Here is a 23,256-nt window from a genome sequence, read left to right as displayed (position 1 = left end):
AGCGGGTGGGTAACGTTTTCTGAAAGCGTCTTCTACCGTAATTCCGCGGTGGAGTCATGGTCAATCAGTACGACGGGGTACCCGGGATGGATGGCCTTCGGCCGCTTCCGCAGACAAAATGCCCAGGTGGCAGTGGGGGGTGGGGGGTTCGGGCGGTGTCCGTCGGCGCGGGGTGAGCTCGTACGGAGGGGTTCGGTCAGGCCTGCCGGTGTGGACCGTAACGGTTTCCGCCGCTCATCCGGGGGTGCGTCTGTCGGCGGTCACCACCAGTTCGCCGACGACCAGGTGGGGGCCGACGCCGATCCTTCGCATCGGGAGTGACTGGTCCCAGATGACCTCCACTCCGGGTAACACGTCCACCGGATTCGGCGAACGCCCAGCTCATCCCCTATGCGAGGCTCGACGCCCGGTGGTTCGCGGCTCTGCTCGCGCATGCCTCAGCAGTTACACGGACTTTTCGAAAATCTGCGAAGCCCCTTGACGTGCCATCCGTCCCGGAAGAAGCTCTGCCCACTCGTTCGTAGCAACCGGTTGCTACCTGTTACTCCCGTCGGATCGCTGCGTTCCCAGGCAGAGCCCGTGCCGCGTTCCCCGAAGCAGAAGGTGAGGCGTTCATGCGCTCCCACGCCGGTGCTCCCCCCAGTCGCCGTCGCTTCCTCGCCCTGTCGGCCGGCGGCGCCGTGGCAGGTGCGGCGGCCCTCAGCGGATGTGCGCTGCAGGTAGCGGGCGCCGCGGACAGCGGGGGCGGCGGCGACTCGATCACGGTGATGGTCAACGAGGGCGACATCGCCGATGACCAGATCAAGCAGGCGCAGAAGGAGCTCGGCATCAGGATCATCCGGGTCAAGTACGACGTCACCCGCCTGATCGCGATGCTCACCGCGGGCAAACCTCCGGAGCTGGTGCGCGGCGTGGGCGCCACGGACGCGCCGTACTTCGCCGCACGCGGCGTGGCCGAGAATCTGGATCCGTACTTCGCCAAGAGCACGGTCCTCAAGGTCGATGACCTCGACCCGGTGAACGACCTGTGGCGCTGGGACGGCAAGGCCCAGGGCAAGGGTCCCCGCTACGGCATGGCGAAGGACTTCTCCCAGGACTCCATGTACTGGTACAACACCGCCCTGTTCGACCAGAAGAGCGTCGCGTACCCGTCCGCCACGGAGCCGATCACCTACGAGGAGTGGCTGGAGAAGGCCGAACAGCTCACCCAGCGCAAGGGCGGCCAGACCAGGGTGTTCGGCGGCAGTTACAACGGCGTCGGCCTGACCGTCAACCTCGCGGCCCTGACGGCCGCCGCCGGCGGCAACCTGTTCACCGACGACTACGCCACCATCGACTTCTCCAGCCCGGAGGCCCGCACGGCGCTCACCTGGTACGTGGACTACGCGAAGACGGGGGTCGGACCGAGCCTCATCAACCCGAACCCCGATGCGTGGGACGGCCCCACCTACATGGCGGACCGCATGGCCATGACCAACTCGGGCTACTGGCTCGGCGGCATGATCAACGGAGACGAGAAGGTGGCGAAGGTGTCCCGTCTCGCCCCCGCGCCCCGATTCGCCGGCGGGCCCCGCATCAGCGCCTGCCAGGCCGGTACCGGCTTCTGGATGCCGAAGAAGGCGCACAACAAGCAGGCGGCCTGGCGCGTCTTCGAGTGGTTCTTCGGCCAGGGCCCGGCCAAGGACCGCGCGACCGGCGGCTGGGGCATCCCCAGCCTGAAGTCCCTACGCCCCCTGATGCCTCGCCAGAATGACTACCAGAGGCAGGTCATCGCGGTGCAGGAGGCCGAGCTGAAGCACTTCTCGGTCGTCTCCTTCACGCCCTACGCCAAGGTCGAGGCCCTGGACGCGGTCGTCAACCTGATCATCCCCGCGGCGATGAGGGGCCAGATGTCCATCGGCACGCTGATCGACCGGCTCAACGACAAGACGAACGAAGAGATGAAGCGCGGAAAGGAGCTGGTGTCATGACGGCCGACCAACTGGCCACCGTCACCGGGCGGCCCGAGCACGCCAGGGGCGCGGACAGCGCTCAGCCCGCGTGGCGGCACACCTCCGTCGCAACGCGGCAGCACCGCGCGTTCTACATGTTCACTGCGCCCTGGATCGCCGGATTCCTGCTGCTGACCATCGGCCCGATGGCGTTCGCGCAGTGGCTGAGCTTCACCACGTTCGACGGGATCTCCCCGAACTGGCACTGGATCGGCCTCGCCAATTACCGCGAGCTGCTGAGCGACTCGGTCACCTGGGGCGCCCTGGGCCGGACCGGGCTGTTCGCGGTGACCTCCGTGCCCCTGTCGATCGTCGCGGGCCTCGCGCTCGCGGTCCTCGTCAACCGGCCCATCAAGGCCCGCGGCATCTTCCGCACCCTCCTGTACCTGCCGGCCGTCGTACCACCGGTCGGCGCGGGCCTCATCTTCAAGCAACTCTTCGACACGAACTCCGGTGCCACCAACGGCGTCCTCGACATCTTCGGCATCAACGCCGTCGCCTGGCTCAGCGACCCGTACGCCCGCTACGTGCTGCTGATGACCGTGCTGTGGGGCGCGGGCAACATCATGATCATCTCGCTGGCCGGGCTCCAGGACATTCCTCGCGAACTCCACGAGGCCGCCCGGGTCGACGGCGCGAGCGCCTGGCGCACCTTCCGCAGCGTCACCGTCCCGCTGCTGTCGCCGGTGCTGCTCTTCCAGGCCGTGACCGGCGTGATCGCCTCCGTGCAGACCGTGATGCCGCTGCTGCTGGCGTCCATGCCTCCGCCCGGGGGCGTCACGTCGGTCCCGCAGTCCAACTACCTGTACATGATGCACGTGTTCGCGGAGTACTTCGCCTACGGCCGTTTCGGCTACGCCTCCGCCCTGCTGTGGGTCCTGTTCGTGCTGATCCTGATCGTCACCGGACTCATCTTCAAGACCACGTCCGGCGTGGTGTTCTACAACGTCGACCCGGAGGCGAAGAAGTGACCGCCCGGCTGCCCCGCCTCGCTCTGTACGCGGCGCTCGTCATCATCACCGGGCTGTTCCTCGGCCCGTTCGGCTGGCTGGTGATCACCGCCCTGAAGTCCACCTCGGAACTCGCGGCCTCGCCCGTGCACTGGTGGCCCCACGACCTGAAGTGGGGCAACTTCGTCGACGCGTTCACCAACGTCGACTTCCTCGGCTACGCCCGCAACTCCCTCATCATCGCAACGATCTACGCGACGCTCGTCACGCTGAGCTCGGCATGGGTCGGCTTCGGCTTCGCGCGCCTGTCCGCGCCCGGCAAGAAGCAGCTGTTCGGCGTGCTGCTCGGCACGATGATGCTGCCGCAGATGATCACGCTCTTCCCGACCTACCTGATCTTCGCGAAGCTGGGCATGGTCGACACGTACTGGCCGTGGGTGCTGTGGGGCCTGTCCGGCGCTCCGTTCCTCATCTTCCTGTTCCGGCAGTTCTTCGCCGGCATGCCCCGCGAACTGGAGGAGGCGGCGATCGTCGACGGCTGCGGCTGGAGCGGGATCTTCTGGCGGATCTTCCTGCCGCAGTCCTGGCCGGCGCTCGCCACCAGTTTCGTCATCGCCTTCACCTGGAGCTGGGGCGACTACATCGCTCCGATGCTGCTGCTGTCCAACGACCGCTCCACGCTCGCGGTCGCGATCTCCACGTCGTACGTCAACGCCCAGGGCCTGCCGGTCAACAACTGGATCGCGGCGGGCACCGTGATGTACGTCGTCCCCATCCTGCTGATCTTCCTCGTGGCCCAGCGCGGCTTCGTCACCGGGATGTCCACCTCCGGTCTCAAGTGACCGCCCCTTCTTCCCGTCTGTCTCTCATCTCCCCGCTCAGTTAAGGAACTTGTCCATGAACGACACCCAGGGCACCGGCCTGACCCGGCGCACCGTTCTCCAGGCCGCGGGCGCCGCTGCGGCCGCGTACTCCCTGGTCGGCGCGGCGGCCGGCACCGCGAGAGCGGACGACACGCCCGCATCGACCGACAAGCTGGTGATCTACCCCATTCCGAGCGGGGTCCCGACCAACCTGAGCTACTCCGTCAAGGCCCGTACGCCGGGGGGCGACTGGCAGACGGTGCCGGTCTACCGCGCGAGAGCGAAGCAGATCGACGCGAACACGGGCAGCGGTCCGGTGTTCAACTCCTCCGTCGCCACGTTCGACTTCCAGGGCACCGTGGAGGTCGCCGTCACGTCCTCCAAGGGCACGATCGGCAGCGCGCGGATCCGCCCGCTGTCGTACGGCACCCGGTTCACGGTGGACGGCGCGACGGTCAGCTTCACCCTCACCGAGCCGCGCAACCTCTCCATCGAGGTCGACGGGGACATCTTCAACAACCTGCAGCTGCACGCCAACCCGATCGAGACGCACGTCCCCGACCCCGACGACGAGGACGTCGTCTACTTCGGCCCCGGCCTGCACAAGACCACCAACAACGTACTGACCGTGCCCAGCGGCAAGACGGTCTACCTGGCCGGCGGTGCCGTGCTGACGTCGCAGGTCGCGTTCCAGAACGTGCAGAACGCCCGGCTGCGCGGCCGCGGTGTGCTGTACAACTCCCCGAGCGGCGTGCTGGTCGAGTACTCGGAGAACATCGAGATCGACGGCGTGATGGTCCTGAACCCGAGCAGCGGTTACGCGGCCACCATCGGCCAGTCCAAGCAGGTCACCATCCGCAACTTCCACGCCTACAGCCACGGCCAGTGGGGCGACGGCATCGACGTGTTCTCCAGCCAGGACGTCCTGATCGACAACGTCTACATGCGCAACGCCGACGACTGCATCGCGATCTACGCCCACCGCTGGAACTACTACGGCGACTGCCGCAACATCACCGTCCGCAACTCCACGCTGTGGGCGGACGTCGCGCACCCGATCAACGTCGGTACGCACGGCAACACCGACAAGCCGGAGACCATCGAGAACCTCGTCTTCAGCAACATCGACATCCTCGACCACCGCGAACCGCAGATGAACTACCAGGGCTGCATCGCGCTCAACCCCGGCGACAGCAACCTGGTGAGCAACGTCCGCGCCCAGGACATCCGGGTCGAGGACTTCCGCTGGGGTCAGCTGATCAACATGCGGGTCATGTTCAACACGTCGTACAACACCTCCGTCGGCCGGGGCATCGACGGCGTGTACATCAAGAACCTCTCGTACAACGGCACGCACGCCAACCCGGCCATCATGGTCGGCTACGACGCGGACCACGTCATCAAGAACGTCACCTTCCAGAACCTCGTCATCAACGGCAAGTTCATCGGCAACGGGATGAAGAAGCCCGGCTGGTACACGTTCTGGGACATGATGCCGGCGTACGCCAACGAGCACGTGATCAACACGCGGTTCCTGAACCCCACCGACGCCACGTCCACCAACGCGCCCCAGATCACCAGCCCGAAGCAGGCCGCGGGCACCAAGAACCAGGTCTTCAACTACCTGATCACGGCCAGTGAGCTGCCGACGTCGTTCAGCGCGGACGGGCTGCCGAAGGGGCTGGACATCGACACCGGCACCGGTCTGATCTCCGGCGTCATGACGGACAACGTCGGCTCCTTCGACGTCACCGTGTCGGCCACCAACAGCGTGGGCACCGCGACCCAGACCGTCACGCTCACCGTGCAGCACGCGTGATGCGGCACCGCTGACCAGGAGATATTCCAGTGACCCTCGTGCTTCCCCTCAGCAGACGGTCGTTCCTCGGCGCTGCGGGGCTCGTGGTCGCCGCCGGAGGCGGACTGCTGTCCGCCTCCGCCTCGGCTGCCTGGGCCCAGGACGACACCACCACGCTCCGGGCCTTCACCCACCCCGGACTGCTGCACAGCGCCGACGACCTGGCCCGCATGAAGGCCGCGGTCGCCGCCAAGGAATCGCCGATCTACGACGGCTTCCTCGCGCTCGCGGCCCACTCGCGCTCGAAGGCGACGTACACGATCCAGAACACCGGCCAGATCACCTCCTGGGGCCGCGGCCCCACCAACTTCCAGAACCAGGCCGTCGCCGACTCGGCCGCCGCCTACCAGCTCGCTCTCATGTGGCGCATCACCGGCAACCGCGCCTACGCCGACAAGGCCCGCGACATCCTCAACGTGTGGTCGGGCTCCCTGACGGCCGTCACGGGGGCCGACGGTCCGCTCGGCGCGGGTCTGCAGGCCTTCAAGTTCGTCAACGCCGCCGAGCTGCTGCGGCACAGCGACTACGACGGCTGGGCGGACTCCGACATCGCCCGCTGTGAGGAGTCCTTCCTCACCGTCTGGTATCCCGCCGTCTCCGGCTACATGCTGTACGCCAACGGCAACTGGGACCTGACGTCGATTCAGTCCATCATGGCCATCGGTGTGTTCTGCGAGGAGCGCACCCTCTTCGAGGACGCCCTGCGGTTCGCCGCCGCCGGCGCGGGCAACGGCAGCGTCCCGCACCGTGTCGTCACCGACGCCGGCCAGGGCCAGGAGTCGGGCCGCGACCAGGGCCATGAGCAGCTCGCGGTCGGCCTGATGGGCGACGCCGCCCAGGTCGCCTGGAACCAGGGCGTCGACCTGTGGGGCTTCGACGACAACCGCATCCTGGCGAACGCCGAGTACGCCGCCCGCTACAACCTCGGCGGTGACGTCCCCTTCGTCCCCGACCTGGACCGCACCGGCAAGTACATCAAGACGGCCGTCTCCGCCGTCTCCCGCGGCACACTCCCGCCGATCTACGAGATGTACTACGCCCACTACGCGGGTGTCCGCGGTCTCGACGCCCCGTACACCAAGGCGGCCGTCTTCCGCGGCACGGGCGGCGCCCGCGTCGTCGAGGGCAGCAACGACGACCTGCCCAGCTGGGGCACCCTCACCTACGCCGGCACGACGGCGCCCGAGCCCACGGTCCCGGCCGCTCCGGCCGGCGTCACGGCGGTCGGCGGCGGCAGGTCCGTCACCGTGACCTGGCTGCCGACCGCGTGGGCCGACACGTACACGGTTCTGCGGGCCACCGCCCCCGACGGCCCGTACGAGCAGATCGCGACCGGTGTCGACAAGACGACGTACACCGACAGCGACGCGCGCGGAGGCCGCGTCCACTACTACACCGTCACCGCCACCAACTCCCGGGGCAGCGGCGCGAGCTCGGCCTGGGCGGCGGCCGCCGCCGGGCTCCCCGAGTCCTGGGCCACGCAGGACATCGGCGAGGTGAAGATCCCCGGTTCGGCGGTCTTCGACGGCGAGCGGTTCGTGCTGGAGGCGTCCGGCACCGCCGACACCTACCGTCTGGCCCACCTGCCGCTGGCCGGCGACGGCACGATCACCGCGCGGGTCGTGTTCCCCCTCAGCTCCCAGTACTCCAAGATCGGGGTCACCCTGCGCGCCTCCCTGGACGCGGACGCGGCACACGCCTCGATGCTCATCCAGGGGCTGCCGCTGCACACCTGGAGCGGTGTGTGGACCGTGCGCCCCCGGGACGGGGCAGGCATCTCCGCCACCGGCAGCACCCCCGTGCCGCCCTCACAACAGCAGGCGATCACCTCCAGCGCCGGCTTCCCGATCTCCAACCTCGGCACGCTGCCGGAGTCGGCGACCCCGCTCGAGGCCCCGTACGTCGAGGGCGCGGGCGACGGCTACCGGATGCGCATGCCCTACTGGGTGCGGGTGACCCGCCGGGGCGACCGCTGCACCGGCGCGATCTCCCCGGACGGCATCCGCTGGACCGAAGTGGGTTCCACCGAGGTCGAGTTGGGGCACACCGCGTACGCGGGTCTGACCCTCACCTCCTGCCTCGGCGTCGACCAGGACTACGCCGAGACCGGCACCGGCGCCTTCGACAACGTCAGCGTCACCTCACGCACCCGCGGCGAGGTCTGGTCCGTGCCGCGTCCCGCCCGCACCGCCACCGACCTGAGCGCCACCGCGGGCGCCGACGCCGTGCAACTGGCCTGGACCGACCCGGACCTCGCGGGCCGCTACAAGGTGCTGCGGTCCACGCAGGCCGACGGCCCGTACGAGACGATCGCGGCCTGCGTCGGCCCCGTCGGCTTCGGCACCCGCATCCGGTACGCGGACGCCGCGGGCACGCCCGGCACGACGTACCACTACGTCGTCGCCAAGACGAACTGCGCCGGACGCGGCCCGCTGTCGGACCCGGCCGCCGCGACGATGCCGACGCCGTCGGTGCCACAGGTCACCTCCGCGACGGCGGCGTTCGCCAACAAGGGCGTACCCTTCCAGTTCCTGCTGCGAGGGTCGCACGAGCCCGTCCGGTTCGCGGCGGACGGCCTGCCCGCCGGGCTGAGCGTCGACAAGCGCACCGGCCTGGTCTCCGGAACACCCGGCGAGACCGGTGAGTTCAGCGTCACGACCACCGCGGGCAACGCGGCCGGTGACGCCACCGGCACCCTCAGCCTCACGGTCGGCACCTCACCGCCGGACCCCTGGACGTACGGCGACCTCGGAGACGTCGTCATCGACGATCGCGCCTTCGGCACCTTGGGCGTGGTCGCCATCCAGACCCCCGGCAGCACCTCCTACGAAGACGGGACCTTCGTGGTGCGGGGCGCCGGGACCGACCTCAACGCCAACGGCCAGGGAATGACAGGCCAGTTCGTACGACGGCCCGTCACCGGCGACTGCGAGGTGACCGCCAGGCTCGTCTCCCGCAGCGGGGTGAGCGGTGACCGGGTGGGGCTGCTCATGGCCAAGTCCCTGTCGCCGTTCGACCAGGCGGCCGGGGCCATCGTCACCGGCGGCGCCGGCGCCCAGCTCATGCTGCGCACGACCGTCGCCGGGAAGTCCGCCTTCACGGGCAACGCGGCGGTCACCGCCCCCTGCCTGCTGCGGCTGAAGCGCACCGGTACGAGCTTCGCCGCGTCCGTCTCCACCGATGACGGCGTCACCTGGACCCCCCTTGCCACAGGAGACATCCCCGGCTTCGGTGACGCCCCCTACTACGTGGGCCTCGTGGTCTGCTCACGCAACCCGCTGGCCCTCGGCACCTCCCAGTTCGACGAGGTGAGCATCACCACGACATAGATCCCCCCACGGATCGGAGATGCACGAATGAGCCGCGAAGATCTCCACCCAGCACCACAAGCCCCCCACACGGGGCCCAGCCGGCGGGGCGTCCTGCGCGCCGCCGGCGGGCTCGCCGCCGCCGGCCTGATCGGCGCCGCCACCATGCGGTCGGCGGGAGCCGCCCCGACCTCTTGGACCCACCCCGGCGCCCTGCACAACTGGGGCGACCTGAACCGCGCCAAGGTGAAGGTGGCCGCGGGGACGGACCCCTGGTACTCCGGCTGGCAGCGCCTGACCAGCAACTCCCACTCCGCGTCCACCTGGACGCCCAACCCCCAGTCCATCGTCTACCGGGGTTCGGGATACCCCGAGAACTACGGCATCCTCTACAACGACATCGCCGCCGCCTATCAGAACGCGCTGAGATGGTGGGTCGCCGGCACCAGCGCCAACGGCGACTGCGCCGTCAGGATCTGCAACGCCTGGTCGAAGACCCTGACCTCGATCCAGGGCAACGCGGACCGGTTCCTCGCCGCCGGCATCTACGGCTGGCAGTTCGCCAACGTGGGCGAGCTGATGCGCGACTATCCGGGCTTCGACCTCGCCGGGTTCAAGAAGATGATGCTCAACGTCTTCTACCCGATGAACAACGACTTCCTGGTCAACCACAACGGGGCCTGCATCACGAACTACTGGGCCAACTGGGACCTGTGCAACATGGCGTCCATCCTCGCCACGGCGATCCTGTGCGAGGACGGCGCCAAGTACGACCAGGCCGTCAACTACTTCTACAACGGCGCGGGCAACGGCTCCATCAAGCACGCCGTTCCGTTCCTCTACAGCGACGTCGACGGCTACGACCTCGGCCAGTGGCAGGAGTCGGGCCGCGACCAGGGCCACACCATGATGGGCATGGGGCAGATGGGCGCCATCTGCGAGATGGCCTGGAACCAGGGCACGGACCTGTACAGCTACGACAGCAGGAGGTTCTTCAAGGCGGCCCAGTACGTCGCCAAGTACAACATCGGCCAGGACGTGCCGTACACCACCTACACCTGGGGCAGCGGCACGACCTGCAGCCAGCAGTCGCAGACGGTGATCAGCTCCGGTTCCCGCGGCCAGATCCGCCCGGTGTGGGCCATGCTCCACTTCCACTACAACCGGCGCCTGTACCTCGACGACAAGTACATCTCGGCGATGTACTACAACCTCGTCGCCCCCGAGGGCGGCGGTGGTGACTACGGCTCCACCAGCGGCGGCTACGACCAGCTCGGCTTCGGCACGCTGACGTACGCCAAGTAGCGCACCGCGGGGCCGCTCGGGCCCGCCGGCATCGGATCGGCCGACGGGCCCGCGCGGAAAACAGTGCGGCTGGGGGTGCGGATGCGGGCCCTGTTCCCTAGCGTGGCAGGGGTCGTAGTCTCCCGCTGGAGGGATCTGTCATGGCCGTGCCCCGCATCGTGATCGTCGGCGGCGGGTTCGCCGGCATGGAGACCGCGCGGCGACTCGAGCGGATTCTCAAGCCCGCCGAGGCGCGCCTGAGGCTCGTCGCGCCCTACAGCCACCAGCTCTATCTGCCCCTGCTGCCGCACGTCGCGTCGGGAATCCTCACCCCGCAGTCGGTCGCGGTCCCGCTGCGCCGGCTGCTGCACCGTACGCTGCTCGTGCCCGGCCAGGCGGTCGGCGTCGATCCCTCCGCCAAGGCCGTGGTCGTGCGCAAGATCAACGGCGAGACGACCATCGAGCACTACGACTACCTGGTGCTGACGCCCGGCAGCGTGACCCGGCAGTTCAACATCCCAGGGGTGGACCGGTACGCGGTGGGCATGAAGACGCTGGCGGAGGCGGCCTGGGTACGGGACCACGTCATCTCCCAGCTCGACCTCGCCGCGGCCAGTTCCGACCCGGTCGAGCGCGAGACCCGGCTGCAGTTCGTGGTCGTCGGCGGCGGCTACGCCGGCACCGAGACCGCCGCCTATCTGCACCACCTCACCACCGCCGCCGTGAGGCGCTATCCGGGCCTGGACCCGTCCCTGGTGAAGTGGCACCTCGTCGACATCGCGCCCAAGCTCATGCCGGAACTCGGCGACCGGCTCGGCGCGAAGGCGCTCGCCATCCTGGAGCGGCGCGGCGTGCACGTCTCACTCGGCGTCTCGGTCGCCGAGGCCACGGCGGACACCGTCACCCTCACCGACGGCCGGAAGCTGCGCTGCCACACCCTGATCTGGACCGCCGGCGTCGCCCCCAGCCCGCTGATCGCCACGCTGGACGCCGAGACCGACCGCGGCCGGCTGGTCGTCCGCGACGACCTGGCCGTGCCGGGCCTGGACGGCGTGTTCGCCCTCGGTGACGCCGCGGCGGTGCCCGACCTCGCCAAGGGCCCCGACGCCATCTGCCCGCCGACCGCCCAGCACGCCATGCGCCAGGGCTGGAAGGCCGCGAAGAACGTCGCGGCGGCGCTGCGCGGCGCGCCGCTGACCCCCTACCGGCACCGGGACCTGGGGCTCGTCGTCGACCTCGGCGGCGTGCAGGCTGTGTCCAAACCGCTCGGCGTGGAACTGACCGGCCTGCCCGCGCAGGTCGTCGCGCGCGGGTACCACCTCGGCGCCCTGCGCACGGTCCCGGCCCGCCTGCGCACCCTGACGAACTGGACGCTGAACGCGATGGCGGGCTACGACTTCGTCCGCACCGGCTTCCAGGCCGGGCGCCCGGCCACGCTCAAGGACTTCGAGCGGACCGATGCCTATCTCACGCCCGACCTGATCGCCTCGCACACGGCACCGAAGGCGGCCGACTGACGAAGGCGGCCGACTGACGCGGGTCGGGTGGCGATCGCCGCGGGTGCCGACCGACCCGGGTCAGGTGCGGTTGCCCTTCGGCTTGCCCCGCTGATCGGGTGTGCCGTGCGGCGGCGGGCTCATGGGCTCCGGCGAGGTCGCCGGGGACACCGGCGAGCCCCCACTGCTCCGGCTCGCCTCGGGACGCAGGCCCGCGGTGTCACCGGACGTCGGCTCGGCGCCCGCGCGCAACTGCTCCAACCGGGCCGTGAGCAGCTCGGTCACCGGGACACGGCCCGCGTGCTCACGCTCGTACGCGAGCAGCTGCTGCACCTCGTCCGCGTTCAGCGCGCGGATGCGGCTCTCCAGGCTGCCGAGCGGCAGCTCGTCGTAGTCGGGCAGCGGCAGGGTGCCGCGGCCGGGCTCAGCCATGGATCTTCACTTCCCTCTGTGCGACGGCCTGACGTGGGACGCGGCTCACCCCGACCGTGCGGCCCGGGTACGCGAGCGGTTCTCCTTGCGGATCGCGTCCAGCAGCTCCGCCTTCGACATCCGGGACCGTCCGTCGATGCCCAGGCGCTGCGCGACGTGGTAGAGGTGCTCCTTCGAGGCGTTCTCGTCGACGCCCTCGCCGCTGCGCCCGCCCTGCTGCCGGGGCCGCGCCGACCGGGGGTCCGAGGGGCCCTTGCGGCCGCCCTCCTTGCGCTCCCAGTGGTCGCCGACCTTCTCGAAGGTGTGCTTGAGCGCGCCGTAGGCCACCCGGTGCGCCCGCTCGCCCTCGCCGTAACTCTCGACCGCCGAGTCGTGCGCCTTGATCCAGGTGCGCTGCGCGTCCTGGGAGGAGCGCTCCAGCGTCGACGGCAGTTCCTGTCGTCCGGGCACGGATCCACCTCCTCGTCTCGTCGCTCTCTGTGCCCCACGAGTGCCCTGGGGCCCGCCGCGAAAACGGGCAGAGTCCCCGCGAACGCCGGTTTGACGGGGTCGCCATCGGCTACCCGCGCGGTGTGACAGCCACGACCTCACACACGACTTCTCAGCAGGATCCCATTCGGTTTCTGGAGGATCGCTTCGCGTGCGCACAGGCGTGCACGGAGTGCGCGCGGGCGTGCGCCCTGCGCGCGAGCCTTGCCGAACCGGGCGGTACTCAGGGCCAGGAACGTCTGCGCCGCAAGGGCATCATGTGCGCGGAGGTCTGCGACGCGACCTGCCGCGTGCTGTCCGCGTACGGCAGTCAGGACGAGGACGACATCCGCGGCCAGGTGACCTGGTGCCGGGCCGTCTGCCTGGACACCGCGCACGTCTTCGACGCGGACCCGGGTGGCGAGGAGACGGCGCGGGCCTGTCGCGCGGCCGCCCGGGCCTGTTCCGAATTCCTTCAGACCCTGGGCTGACGGATCCGGACACCGGACTCGACGCTCCGAACGCCGAGCCGGGCATTCCCCTCCCTCGGCATTCCCAATTTCTGGAACAGGTTCTACGGTGTGCGCCGTCAGGACCGGCCATGGGGAGCCTGGAGGCGCCGTGCATCTCGACTACACGCCCGAGCAGCAGCGGCTGCGCAACGAGCTGCGCGGGTACTTCGCGCGGCTGGTGCCCGAGGGGGCCCACGCCCGGCACACCGACCCTGCGGCGCAGAAGCGGTTCTACCGGGACACCATCCGCCGTCTCGGCGGTGACGGCTGGCTGGGCGTGGGCTGGCCGAAGGAGTACGGCGGGCGCGGGATGACCGCCATGGAGCAGTTCATCTTCTTCGACGAGGCCGCCCAGGCGGGGGTGCCGCTGCCGCTGATGGCGCTCAACACGGTCGGTCCGACACTCATGCGGTTCGGCACGGACGAGCAGAAGGACTACTTCCTGCCGAGGATCCTCTCCGGGGAGATCGACTTCGCGATCGGCTACAGCGAGCCCGGCGCCGGGACCGACCTCGCCTCGCTGAAGACCCGCGCGGTCCGCGAGGGCGACGCGTACGTCGTCAACGGGCAGAAGATCTGGACCACCAACGGCGACACCGCCGACTGGGTGTGGCTCGCCGTACGCACCGACCCCGAGGCCTCACCGCACAAGGGCATCACCATGCTGCTCGTGCCGACCAGCGCCCCCGGCTACTCCTGCACCCTCATCCGGACGCTCGCCGGGCACGACACCACCGCCGGCTACTACGAGAACGTCCGTGTCCCCGTCTCCCGTCGCGTGGGCGAGGAGAACCAGGGCTGGCGGCTGATCACCAACCAGCTCAACCACGAGCGCGTCACCCTCGCCGCCCACGGCACCATGGCCATCCGCGCCCTGCACGACGTGCAGCGCTGGGCCATGGAGACCAAGCTCACCGACGGCCGCCGGGTGATCGACCTGCCCTGGGTGCGCCGCCGCCTGGCTTTGACGCACACGAAGCTGGACGCGTTGAAGCTGCTGAACTGGCAGATGGTGAGCGCGGTCGAGGAGGGCACGCTCACCCCTCAGGACGCCTCAGCGGTCAAGGTCTACGGCTCCGAGGCCCGCCGTGACGCCTACGCCTGGCTGATGGAGGTCGTGGCGGCCGCGGGGCCACTGAAGGAGGGCTCGGCGGGCGCCGCGCTCCACGGCGAGTTGGAGCGCGGCTACCGCTCGGCGGTGATCTTCACCTTCGGCGGCGGGAACAACGAGATCCAGCGCGAGATCATCTCCTGGATCGGCCTCGGCATGCCCCGCGTGCGCAGGTGACGGCCTGTGACCAGGATTTATGGTTGATTTCTAGTTGGCACCATGATCCGCTCTTGCACTCAGAGCTGACGGTGCATCACTTTGATGCCGGGTGGCGCGGGCTGCGTTTGACTGCTCCCGGGGTACGCCATACCCAGTTTCATGCCGCGATCGGTGGCGATCTGCTGCTGCCAGGCAAGACTCATGTGCGCGCCGGCTTCCGCCCGGGCTGTCGCCACGAGAGTCGCGTAGGGACCCGCGAGCGCCGATGCCTCGATCTGAAGCCACGTCTGATGGAAGGCCATGCATGCGAGCAGCGCGCTGACCTCGCGGACCTGACCCGAAGCCACCACCACAAAACGTTCGATGTGCGCGAGATGCCCGGTGTCCTCCAGGATCGCCAACTCGGCTTCGGGTATGCCCTTGTGGAGGAGACGGGCCCAGCGTGGCCCGCGGATAAAGTCCTGTCTCCCGGCCAGGACGAGTGTCCATGTGGTGATGCCGGGCAGCTCGTTCCGGACGTCGAACGGAGCGCTCTGCCCCCGGGTGGGAGCCGCGTACCTACGAAGGGACTGACGGGCGGGCGCGAACTCCTTCTCCCTGCCCCAGTAGTCGAAGAGATAGGCTGGCATGATGTGCCGCAGAACGGCCGTGGCGTCGTCGTCGTTGAGGAGGTCGAAACGGGTGTTGAGGGCTGCGACGTAATCGGCCACCTCCGCATGGTTGTCGACATGCCGTTGCACGAAGCGCTTCGTGGCGGAGACAGCCGCCGACCAGAACTGCTCGTCCGCCACCGGCGACGTGTCGTACAGAACAATGGCATTGAGCCGGTCGGGGTGGTCGAGGGCGTACTGTTGGGCGACGAAGCCACCATGAGAGTGGCCGAGCAGGGTGACCTTCGGCAGCTCCAGGCGTTCGACCACACGGTGCAGGAGACTTGCGAATGTGCCCACCGTGTAGTCGTTGGGATCGGGTAGTCGTCCGGAGTCGCCCGTGCCGACCGGCTCGATGTAGACCATGGTCAGGCACTCTTCGAGCCCGAGCATGCGCAGATACTCCCAGCCGATGCCCGGCCCGCCTGAGTGAGCGATGCACACCGGACCTGAGCCGGCGACGTGGTAACGCTGTTCCACGCAGGTGTGTCCGTGGTGGGCGGTGATCGTGTGGGTGGTGGGGGACAGGGGCGATGACTGATCGTCGATCGTCCGGGGGAGTACTGGAGGCTGATGCGAGTGCTTCACGCCTTCCGATGGTCTACCGAGGACTCCTGTGCTTCTAGAGAGACGCGACAGGTTATAACACTGTTATGAACCGAGCCGCTCTCATGGACAACAGTGGCACTCTGGCTTCATAAGGTGTCGAAGTGCGGTAGCATCAACACAGTGTTTCGGCGCTGGACGACCAACCCGCGAAAGTGTCGGTAACGCTGTCGCACCCGCTGAACGAACCGAGCGGGTGTCGTGGCCCTGGACGTTTGTTTCGATCCCCCGCGAGCCGGTGTCCAGGGCCGCTGCTTCGCCTGCCCGAGGGGCTGTTCAGGGTCGTTGGGCGCGGTAGAGACCCCGTCCGGTACGTCGGACGCGGGACGTGCCGACGAGACGGTCGAGCGTACTGCGCACTGCGTTGATGCTGCCACTGTCGGTGGCGCGGCCCAGTGCCGTCGCCACGTCGCGGGCGCGTACATCGGTATCGCCGACCTGTGCGAGGTAGTCCAGGATCTGTTCCGTCAGCCTGCCGTACGTTCGCTCAGTGTCGGCCTCCGGGTTGGATGGCCTCTTCCCGGCTTCCTTGTGGCCTGCGGGCCGCCGAGAGACCGGCGTGACTTCGGCCGAGGTGTCGGCAGGGGCGGCCGACCGAGTGTCCGTCCTGGCCGGTGTCGACTCTGTGGCACGGTGCCGACCCGTGTCGACGGTGTCCGCTGCCGACATCGCTCCCTCCGGGTCCGCCATCACGGTCTCAAGGGCGCTCAGGGCCCGCTGAACGGATCCCAGATGGGCGACGACGGCGGCCAGTTCCCTTTCCAGCGCCCGCTTCTGCAGCTCCAGGCGGCTGAGCTCCTCCTGGAGGCTCTCAGCGGTGATCTCAATGTTGCGCGCCGCTCGAGATGCCGCAGCCATGTCTCCCTCTCATCCTCGACCCTCATGCCGCGCCTCGCCCCAGCTCACCGGCGGTGCCGCGCGGTCCGGACGCCGTGGCGGGTACTTCGGTGCATCATTGGCAACACGTACTCCTCACGCAGAACGTCTGCAGCTCTCATACGATGCGCTGACGCGTCGGCATTGAAGTCCCCTGCTGTCACTGTGATGAAGACGCAGCAATGGTTGCGTGAAAGCTTGCTCCTCAATTGTTGCCACTGTCCTCGGCGCAGCGCAACGGGCGGGCCCTTCCGCGGTGGCTTGACGGGAACGACACTGCTGTGCCGGCACTCCGTGTACGCGGGTGCCGGCGCTCCCCAGGGGGTGAAGACTTCTCAATCGTCCTGTGTGCCGCGCTCGCCGACAGCTGGGTAGGGCCGGTTCCAGGCGCGTAGTTTGTCGGGGTTGAGGACGGCCCAGACGTGGGTGACGTGGTGACCGGCGACATCGAAGCTGATGACGGCGGCCACCTGGTCGTCGTGGCGTACGACGATGGCCGTGCGGCCGTTGGCGGAGCGGAGGTGCAGCGTGGTGTGGGGGCGGGGGGCGAGGAGGGTGAGGAGGGCGCGGACGACACGCTGATTGCCGTGCACCGGCCGGGTCAGAGCGCGGACCTTGCCACCGCCGTCGAAGAACGCGCTGGCGTGGGGGGCCAGCAAGGATGCCAGATACGAGGCGTCGGCCGTGGCGCAGGCCCGCCGGACGGCGCGGACGACCTTTTCGTGCTGCTGCGGTGTGGTGGGGCGTGTGCGGCTGGTGCGCAGTGCGCGGCGGGCGCCATCGGCGAGTTCGGCACTTTCGAGGGCTGCCTGCCCCACGACATCGGGAACTGCCTGGCCTGGAGGGGCGGAGACATCGTTGAGGGCGAACCCCACCTGTTCGGCCGCGGACAGGGTGTCCAGGGTCCTGAGCAGCACGTTGCTGATCTCTTCTGCCAGCGCCCGGTCGAGTTCGGTGGCACCGTCCTTTCCGCCGGCGTTCGCGGGCAGACGTTCCGAGAGGGGCAGATGGGCCAGGCAGATGCTGCCCGTCGCTCTGGTCAGCCAGCTGCGCGGCTCGGTGATGCTTGTTCTCTGGGCGTCGGTCAGCTCGTACCACCGCCGGTAGGTCGCGGTGACGGCGTCTTCGGCTTCGGGGCAGGTGCCCAGCATCCAGTAAGCGACATTGAGCAGGTGCCTTCGTTCGTCGAGCAGCTCCGCGATGGGTACCGTGTCACCGGTCTGGCCCATGAGGCGTCCCTTCCTCTCGCGTGGCACCACATTGCCACCACCACGGTCGGCCGGCAGTGCCCTCGCAGTGCAGACCGGACAAGCACGGATCATGTGACAACGTCTCACGGACGGTGGCCGTTACGTCCCCCGCGCGCGGAGGACGACCAACCGAAACGCAGGGGGACGACGAACCAAAACAATGTGACAAGATGTGATTGCGCTTCGCGTGTACGATGCGTCGTCTTCTGATGAAGGAATTTCACTCATGCCCGCGATCTTGATCCACGGCGTTCCTGACACCCACCGCGTATGGGGCGGTGTGCGACAGCACCTGACAAGGACCGACGTGGAAGCCTGGGACCTGCCCGGTTTCGGCGCCGCGCGCCCGGCCGGGTTCAGCTCCACCAAGGAGGAGTACGTCGACTGGCTCATCCAACGGCTGGAGCGGGTCGGTGAGCCGGTGGACCTCGTCGGGCACGACTGGGGTTGCATCCTCACCCTCCGCGTCGCCTCCCTGCGTCCCGACCTGGTCCGCACCTGGGCCGGAGGGAACGGACCGATCAACTCCGGATACGTGTGGCACCCATTGGCCAAGATCTGGCAGGACCGGGTCGAGGGCGACCGGTTCATGAGCGAGCTGCGGACGGAGTCCTTCGCCGAAGAAGTGGCGGCCGGCTTCGACGTGCCCATCGACCTGGCCAAGGAGATGATGAGCCGCCTGGACGAGCCGATGAAGGATTCCATCCTCAGGCTGTACCGGTCGGCGGTCACCATGGGGGCGGAGTGGGAGCCGGGACTGTCCGCCGTGTCGGCGCCGTGCCTGATCTTCTGGGGAAAGCTCGACCCCGCCTGCCAGATCGAGTTCGGACGCAAGCTCGGCGCCTCCCTGCATGCCTCCCCGGTGATCGAGATGGACTGCAACCACTGGCCGGTGCTCCAGCGGCCCGCGGAGGTGGCCGAGATCCTGGAGGGGCACTGGAGCGCGCATGCGAGCGTGTGACGAGCGCTTCGCCCGTACGGGACGTCCCCCTCGGCCCGGCGACGGCCCAGATGAACCTGCGGGATCTGCTGCCGGTGCTGATCAAGATGTCCGACTACCGGCTTCAAACGGCCGAACACCCCACCTGGCCCCAACCCGCGAACGCGTAACAACGGCATTGCACTGAACTCCCTGGCCTTCCTGGACCGGCCCACTGGAGGTCATTCGCCGCTACTCCGCTGCCGCGCTCGCGGCCGCCGCGGTCGTCGGCGCCATCGCGGCGCCGACGACGGGGGCGGAGGGTTCAGATCAGCGCGGTCCAGTACGACTCCCCGAGCCGCGACGACCGCTCCCGGCGTTCGCTGAGCAATGAGTGGATGGAACTGGCCAAGACCACCCGCCGCGACGTTCACCCGCACACCGCACCCTCACTGTCCTCGCCCGGCAGACCACCCGGAAGGCGAGGGGATGAGCCGACGCAATGACCGCGACCGGTTCGTCGGCGCCTTGGCCGATCGGCATGACCGTGGCGACGGTGTGCCGCTCCCTAGTAAGCATTCGGGCACCCGGGAACGGACGTTCTGCGGGCGCGGCGCCTCGGGCGCCTGCCTGATCCCCTCGAGCAGGCGTCCGAGGCAGCCTTGCTGCGGAATCAGGACCGGGCGCGGTAGAGACCGCGACCGGCCCGCCTGAGGCGGGACGTGCCGACGAGACGGTCGAGCGTACTGCGCACTGCGTTGATGCTCCCGCTGTCGGTGTCGCGGCCGAATGCCGCGGCGACGTCACGAGCGCGTACCTCCGCGTCGCCGACACCGGCGAAGTACTCCAGAATCTGTTCGGTGAGCGCACCGTACTTTAGCCGCTCGTCGGTTTCCGAGCGGGACGACGCGGACTGCTTTTCCCCCTGGTGGTGCTTCGGCTGTTGCGCCTTGGGCTGCTTCGTCGCTTTGTCCGCGGTGCGGACGGGCGCAATATCCGGAGCGTCCGTGACCGCTCGCCTTTGCGAGTCAGCCGCACGGTGTCCGCCAGCCTCCACGGTGTCTTCGGAAGCGCGGCGTCCGGCTGGCTCCGCCATCAAGACAGTGAGGGCGCTCAGAGCGCGCTGAACGGAGTCGAGGTGAGAGGCGACGGCAGCCAGTTCCCGCTCCAGTGCCTGCTTCTGAATCTCCAGGCGGGCCAGGTCCTCCTGGAGGCTCGCGGCAGTGATCTCGATGTCATGCGCCGCGCGAGTTGCCGAGACCATGTCTTCCTCTCATCCTCAACCCTGCGTGCCGCGCCTCTCGAAGTCAGTTGCGGTGCCGCTCGGCTCGGACCCGGGGATGTGTGTGTCGGTACATCGTATGTCAAAGCCTACGAGGATTGATCCCAGAGGATGCACCGTGAGATCGCACTCGACGGACTGCGCACCTCTGGCACCGCTGCGCTGCCGTACGGCACACCATCCGCGTGCTGTGAAAGCATGTCGCAACCTCTGCTTCGGTCCCCGGCTGCCCGCCCGGCCCGACGCACGGAACCTTGTCGCCCAGTGTGACCGCCAGGTCGCGGCGGTCATCGCCCCCGAGATCGCCGACTCCCGGGGCGTGCAGGTCTGGGTCTCAATCCCGACAAGCTGCGCAGCTGGAACCGCCCGCGCCCCTTCCTTCCGTGAGCTCACGCACCACCGTGGCCATCACGCGATCTCCACGTAGCCGTAGGCGAGGGTCTCCCTCCCCAAGGTGAGGGCGGACACATGGTGCGGGGCCGTTGCACGGAAGTGGGCCTGCCGCTCCACCAGGACGTGGATCGGCAAGCCCATGGCGCGGAGGTGCCTACCGCTGCTGGGCGAGCCAGTCACCGAAGCGCGTCTCGCCGATGCGTGCGTCCGGGCCGGGAAGCAGCGTGGTTTCCTGCAGCTCGGCGCCGAAGTACGGGGCGTGCGCGTCGGTGACGACCGTGCGCGGGTCGTTCTTGGCGGCCAGGCCCTTGCGGATCAGCTCGTCCAGCTGGAAGGTGTCGGGGCCGGCCACCTCGACCACGCCGTTGACCGGGGTGCCCACAGCGGTGCGGCCCACGGTGGCGGCGACGTCGTCGGAGTGGACGGGCCGGATCTTCACCGGCGCCAGCCTGACGGTGTCACCCTCGGTCGCCGACTCGGCGATGCCCTTCATGAACTCGAAGAACTGTGTGGCGTGGACGATGGAGTAGGGGATCCCGGAGGACTTGATCAGGTCCTCCTGTGCCTGCTTGGCACGGAAGTACCCGCTCTCCTGCAGCCGCTCCGTACCGACCACGGACAGCGCGACGTGGTGAGTGACACCGGCGTTCGCCTCCCCCTTCAGCAGGTTGGTGGTGGAGGTGCGGAAGAACTCCATGACTGCGTCGTCCGCGAACGAGGGGGAGTTGGAGACGTCGACCACGACGGCCGCTCCGTCCAGGACCTCGGCCAGGCCCTCGCCCGTCAGCGTGTTGACGCCGGTGTTCGGGGCGGCCGCCACCGCCTGATGACCGTGTTCGTTGAGCTTGGCGACGACCTTCGAGCCGATCAGTCCGGTACCGCCGATCACTACGACCTTCATGGTTCATTCCTTTCGCTGATTCGCTGATTCGCTGATTCGCTGATTCGCTGTGACACAGTGTTATTCGACGAGTTTTCCATCCGCCGAGACGTCTTCCATGAGGGCCGCGATCTCGTCAGGAATGGGGCTGATGGCTTCGCGGGTGATGCCCCCGTCAGGGGACCACACCAGGTTCACCTGCAGCGCGGAATCCATGTCGGGGTAGTCGCTGCGGTTGTGGCACCCGCGCGTCTCCCGGCGTTCCAGAGCCGCCTCCAGAGTGGCCCGGGCCGCCAGCGCGGCCGACTTCAGGTCGAAAGCGTGCGCGAGGTCCTGGAAGCCCGCGATGTCGGGATGGACACCCACGTTCTCCATTCGCTTCTCGATGTCGTCCAGCTCCGCCAGCCCGGTGCGCAGACCCTCCTCGTCACGGACCACGCCGGCGTGCTCGGTCATGGTGTTGCGGATGGCGCGCTGCAGGGCGCGCACGTTCTCGGGTCCGTCCGCGGCGAGCAGGCCGTCGACCTCCGCCCGGGCCTCGGCCACCGCGGCGGCCGAACGTGGCTGCGCGGTCAGGGACTCCGAGTAGGCGGCGGCGGCCTGACCGGTGATACGGCCGTACACCAGGAGTTCGATGAGGCTGTTGCCGCCGAGCCGGTTGGCGCCGTGCAGACCGCTGGAGGCCTCGCCGATGGCGTAGAGGCCGCGGACGTCGGTGCTGTGGTCCTCGGGGCGGACCCAGACGCCCCCCATCGAGTAGTGCGCCGTGGGGGCGACTTCGATGGGGTCGCGGGTGATGTCCAGCATCTGCAGTTCGAGGAGCGTCTGGTAGACGCGGGGGAGCCGTTCCATGATCGTCTGGCGGGGCAGGTGGGAGACGTCGAGCCATACGCCGCCGTTGCGCGTACCGCGGCCTTCCTTGATCTCCGTGTAGGAGGCAAGCGCCACGCGGTCGCGGGTGGACAGCTCCATGCGGGCCGGGTCGTAGCGGTTCATGTACCGCTCGCCGAGGGCGTTGCGCAGGATGCCGCCCTCGCCGCGGGCCGCCTCGCTGACCAGCGTGCCGGCGGCGTTCTCCGGCTCGATGATGCCGGACGGGTGGAACTGCACGAGTTCCGGATCGCGCAGACGGGCTCCCGCCTCCACCGCCAGGCGGAGGGAGTCACCGGTGTTCTCGTCCCGCCGCGAGGAGGTGCGCCGCCAGATGCGTGTGTGGCCGCCGGCCGCGAGGATGACCGCGTCCGCGTGCACGAGGTAACGGGTGCCGTCGGTGAGGTCGAAGCCGTAGGCCCCGAAGACGGCGCCGTCGTGGACCAGGAGCCGGGTGATGTAGACGCTGTCGAGCACCGGTATGGTCAGCTGGCTCGCACGCCGGATGAGCGTGCGCTGGATCTCCAGGCCGGTGTAGTCGCCGGCGAAGGCGGTACGGCGGAACTTGTGGGCGCCGAAGAAGCGCTGGGAGATGCGGCCGTCCTCCTCCCGAGCGAAGGCCATGCCGTAGCGCTCCAGGTCGTCGATGCCCAGGGCCGCGCCCTGGGTGACGATCTCGACCGTGCGAGGGTCGCCGAGCAGGTAGCTCTCCTTCAGGGTGTCGGCGGCGTGCTGCTGCCAGGTGTCCTCGGGGTCCATCGTGGCCAGGGCCGCGTTGATCCCGCCGGCGGCCAGGGAGGTGTGGGTGTCCTCCTTGGGGCGTTTGCCGACGGCAAGGACGTCGACGCCGGCCTCGGCCAGCTCGATCGCCGCCCGCAGGCCGGCCCCGCCGGTGCCGATCACCAGCACCGTGGTGGCAAGACGTTGTTCGGTGGCAACCACAATTGCTCCCATCGCTCGGGGTGGTCACCCAGTACGACCGGGCGCCGCAACCATTTGTGACACCTTCCGGTGGCCTTCGGTGCGGCCCGGGAGGAGCTGCCGGAAGCGGGGGCCGCGGTGTCACAACAACGCCGTCCGGCCGGTCACACCGGTCGT

The 23,256-nt window shown here is 68.8% G+C and carries 21 protein-coding genes; 11 read left to right on the top strand and 10 right to left on the bottom strand.

What is annotated here, in order from left to right; genetic code table 11:
- Positions 1-234: 234 nt before the first annotated feature.
- Positions 235-360, bottom strand: coding sequence for a hypothetical protein (locus ACIRC0_RS01180; protein WP_403609611.1), 126 nt, complete (start codon positions 358-360; stop codon positions 235-237).
- 254 nt (positions 361-614) lie between these two features.
- Here ACIRC0_RS01180 and ACIRC0_RS01175 point away from each other — a divergent pair, with 254 nt between their 5' ends.
- The 7 genes from ACIRC0_RS01175 to ACIRC0_RS01145 all read left to right on the top strand — a co-directional run bounded on the left by ACIRC0_RS01175 (position 615) and on the right by ACIRC0_RS01145 (position 11,771).
- Entirely contained in the window at positions 615-1,970 is a 1,356-nt protein-coding gene (locus ACIRC0_RS01175) for an extracellular solute-binding protein (RefSeq protein WP_403609609.1), read from the top strand.
- Positions 1,967-2,962: a carbohydrate ABC transporter permease gene (locus ACIRC0_RS01170; RefSeq protein ID WP_403609606.1), complete on the top strand. Its 996-nt coding sequence runs from the start codon at positions 1,967-1,969 to the stop codon at positions 2,960-2,962. The genes ACIRC0_RS01175 and ACIRC0_RS01170 overlap by 4 nt, the downstream gene beginning before the upstream one ends.
- Positions 2,959-3,783: a carbohydrate ABC transporter permease gene (locus tag ACIRC0_RS01165; RefSeq protein ID WP_403609603.1), complete on the top strand. Its 825-nt coding sequence runs from the start codon at positions 2,959-2,961 to the stop codon at positions 3,781-3,783. Before ACIRC0_RS01170 ends, ACIRC0_RS01165 begins: the two co-directional genes overlap by 4 nt.
- Before the next feature lie 55 nt (positions 3,784-3,838).
- Positions 3,839-5,623: a glycosyl hydrolase family 28 protein gene (locus tag ACIRC0_RS01160; RefSeq protein ID WP_403609601.1), complete on the top strand. Its 1,785-nt coding sequence runs from the start codon at positions 3,839-3,841 to the stop codon at positions 5,621-5,623.
- A 38-nt stretch (positions 5,624-5,661) separates the two neighbouring features.
- Entirely contained in the window at positions 5,662-8,991 is a 3,330-nt protein-coding gene (locus ACIRC0_RS01155; protein WP_403612618.1) for an alginate lyase family protein, read from the top strand.
- Positions 8,992-9,018: 27 nt separating this feature from the next.
- The gene (locus tag ACIRC0_RS01150) at positions 9,019-10,275 is read left to right on the top strand and encodes an alginate lyase family protein (protein WP_403609598.1); all 1,257 of its coding nucleotides are present in this window, start codon (positions 9,019-9,021) and stop codon (positions 10,273-10,275) included.
- 140 nt (positions 10,276-10,415) lie between these two features.
- Positions 10,416-11,771, top strand: coding sequence for an NAD(P)/FAD-dependent oxidoreductase (locus ACIRC0_RS01145; RefSeq protein WP_403609595.1), 1,356 nt, complete (start codon positions 10,416-10,418; stop codon positions 11,769-11,771).
- A gap of 60 nt (positions 11,772-11,831) precedes the next feature.
- Here ACIRC0_RS01145 and ACIRC0_RS01140 read toward each other — a convergent pair whose 3' ends face one another.
- Both ACIRC0_RS01140 and ACIRC0_RS01135 read right to left on the bottom strand, forming a co-directional pair.
- The gene (locus tag ACIRC0_RS01140; protein WP_403609592.1) at positions 11,832-12,182 is read right to left on the bottom strand and encodes a hypothetical protein; all 351 of its coding nucleotides are present in this window, start codon (positions 12,180-12,182) and stop codon (positions 11,832-11,834) included.
- 45 nt (positions 12,183-12,227) lie between these two features.
- On the bottom strand, positions 12,228-12,632 hold the full coding sequence (locus ACIRC0_RS01135) for a ChaB family protein (RefSeq protein ID WP_403609589.1): 405 nt from the start codon (positions 12,630-12,632) through the stop codon (positions 12,228-12,230).
- A gap of 122 nt (positions 12,633-12,754) precedes the next feature.
- Between ACIRC0_RS01135 and ACIRC0_RS01130 the strand changes: the two genes are divergently transcribed.
- Both ACIRC0_RS01130 and ACIRC0_RS01125 read left to right on the top strand, forming a co-directional pair.
- Entirely contained in the window at positions 12,755-13,141 is a 387-nt protein-coding gene (locus ACIRC0_RS01130; protein WP_403609587.1) for a ferredoxin, read from the top strand.
- Between the two features lie 130 nt (positions 13,142-13,271).
- The gene (locus tag ACIRC0_RS01125) at positions 13,272-14,450 is read left to right on the top strand and encodes an acyl-CoA dehydrogenase family protein (protein WP_403609585.1); all 1,179 of its coding nucleotides are present in this window, start codon (positions 13,272-13,274) and stop codon (positions 14,448-14,450) included.
- A 59-nt stretch (positions 14,451-14,509) separates the two neighbouring features.
- Here the strand turns inward: ACIRC0_RS01125 and ACIRC0_RS01120 are convergent, their stop codons facing one another.
- The 3 genes from ACIRC0_RS01120 to ACIRC0_RS01110 all read right to left on the bottom strand — a co-directional run bounded on the left by ACIRC0_RS01120 (position 14,510) and on the right by ACIRC0_RS01110 (position 17,793).
- On the bottom strand, positions 14,510-15,562 hold the full coding sequence (locus ACIRC0_RS01120; RefSeq protein WP_403609582.1) for an alpha/beta fold hydrolase: 1,053 nt from the start codon (positions 15,560-15,562) through the stop codon (positions 14,510-14,512).
- Between the two features lie 402 nt (positions 15,563-15,964).
- Positions 15,965-16,546 carry a hypothetical protein gene (locus ACIRC0_RS01115; RefSeq protein ID WP_403609580.1) on the bottom strand — a complete coding sequence of 194 codons (582 nt, stop codon included), beginning with the start codon at positions 16,544-16,546 and terminating at the stop codon, positions 15,965-15,967.
- A gap of 353 nt (positions 16,547-16,899) precedes the next feature.
- Complete coding sequence (locus ACIRC0_RS01110; protein ID WP_403609577.1) at positions 16,900-17,793, bottom strand: RNA polymerase subunit sigma; 894 nt, start codon at positions 17,791-17,793, stop codon at positions 16,900-16,902.
- A 247-nt stretch (positions 17,794-18,040) separates the two neighbouring features.
- Here ACIRC0_RS01110 and ACIRC0_RS01105 point away from each other — a divergent pair, with 247 nt between their 5' ends.
- Both ACIRC0_RS01105 and ACIRC0_RS01100 read left to right on the top strand, forming a co-directional pair.
- Positions 18,041-18,775: an alpha/beta fold hydrolase gene (locus ACIRC0_RS01105; RefSeq protein WP_403609575.1), complete on the top strand. Its 735-nt coding sequence runs from the start codon at positions 18,041-18,043 to the stop codon at positions 18,773-18,775.
- Positions 18,772-18,924 carry a hypothetical protein gene (locus ACIRC0_RS01100; protein ID WP_403609573.1) on the top strand — a complete coding sequence of 51 codons (153 nt, stop codon included), beginning with the start codon at positions 18,772-18,774 and terminating at the stop codon, positions 18,922-18,924. Before ACIRC0_RS01105 ends, ACIRC0_RS01100 begins: the two co-directional genes overlap by 4 nt.
- 482 nt (positions 18,925-19,406) lie before the next feature.
- On the opposite strand, the gene ACIRC0_RS01095 is transcribed toward ACIRC0_RS01100, so the two are convergent.
- From ACIRC0_RS01095 to ACIRC0_RS01080, 4 genes are all read right to left on the bottom strand, one after another.
- Positions 19,407-19,997, bottom strand: coding sequence for a hypothetical protein (locus tag ACIRC0_RS01095; protein WP_403609570.1), 591 nt, complete (start codon positions 19,995-19,997; stop codon positions 19,407-19,409).
- A 426-nt stretch (positions 19,998-20,423) separates the two neighbouring features.
- On the bottom strand, positions 20,424-20,549 hold the full coding sequence (locus ACIRC0_RS01090) for a hypothetical protein (RefSeq protein ID WP_403609567.1): 126 nt from the start codon (positions 20,547-20,549) through the stop codon (positions 20,424-20,426).
- A 13-nt stretch (positions 20,550-20,562) separates the two neighbouring features.
- Complete coding sequence (locus tag ACIRC0_RS01085) at positions 20,563-21,309, bottom strand: SDR family oxidoreductase (protein WP_403609565.1); 747 nt, start codon at positions 21,307-21,309, stop codon at positions 20,563-20,565.
- A 60-nt stretch (positions 21,310-21,369) separates the two neighbouring features.
- A complete protein-coding gene (locus ACIRC0_RS01080; RefSeq protein WP_403609563.1) occupies positions 21,370-23,112 on the bottom strand; it encodes an L-aspartate oxidase in 1,743 nt (580 codons plus the stop codon).
- Between the last annotated feature and the right edge of the window lie 144 nt (positions 23,113-23,256).

This window comes from Streptomyces sp. NPDC093984 (assembly GCF_044764595.1).
GTDB lineage: Bacteria > Actinomycetota > Actinomycetes > Streptomycetales > Streptomycetaceae > Streptomyces > Streptomyces cynarae.
The sequence above is the reverse complement of the archived record's forward strand: the minus strand, read 5'-3'. Positions and strand labels throughout refer to the sequence as shown.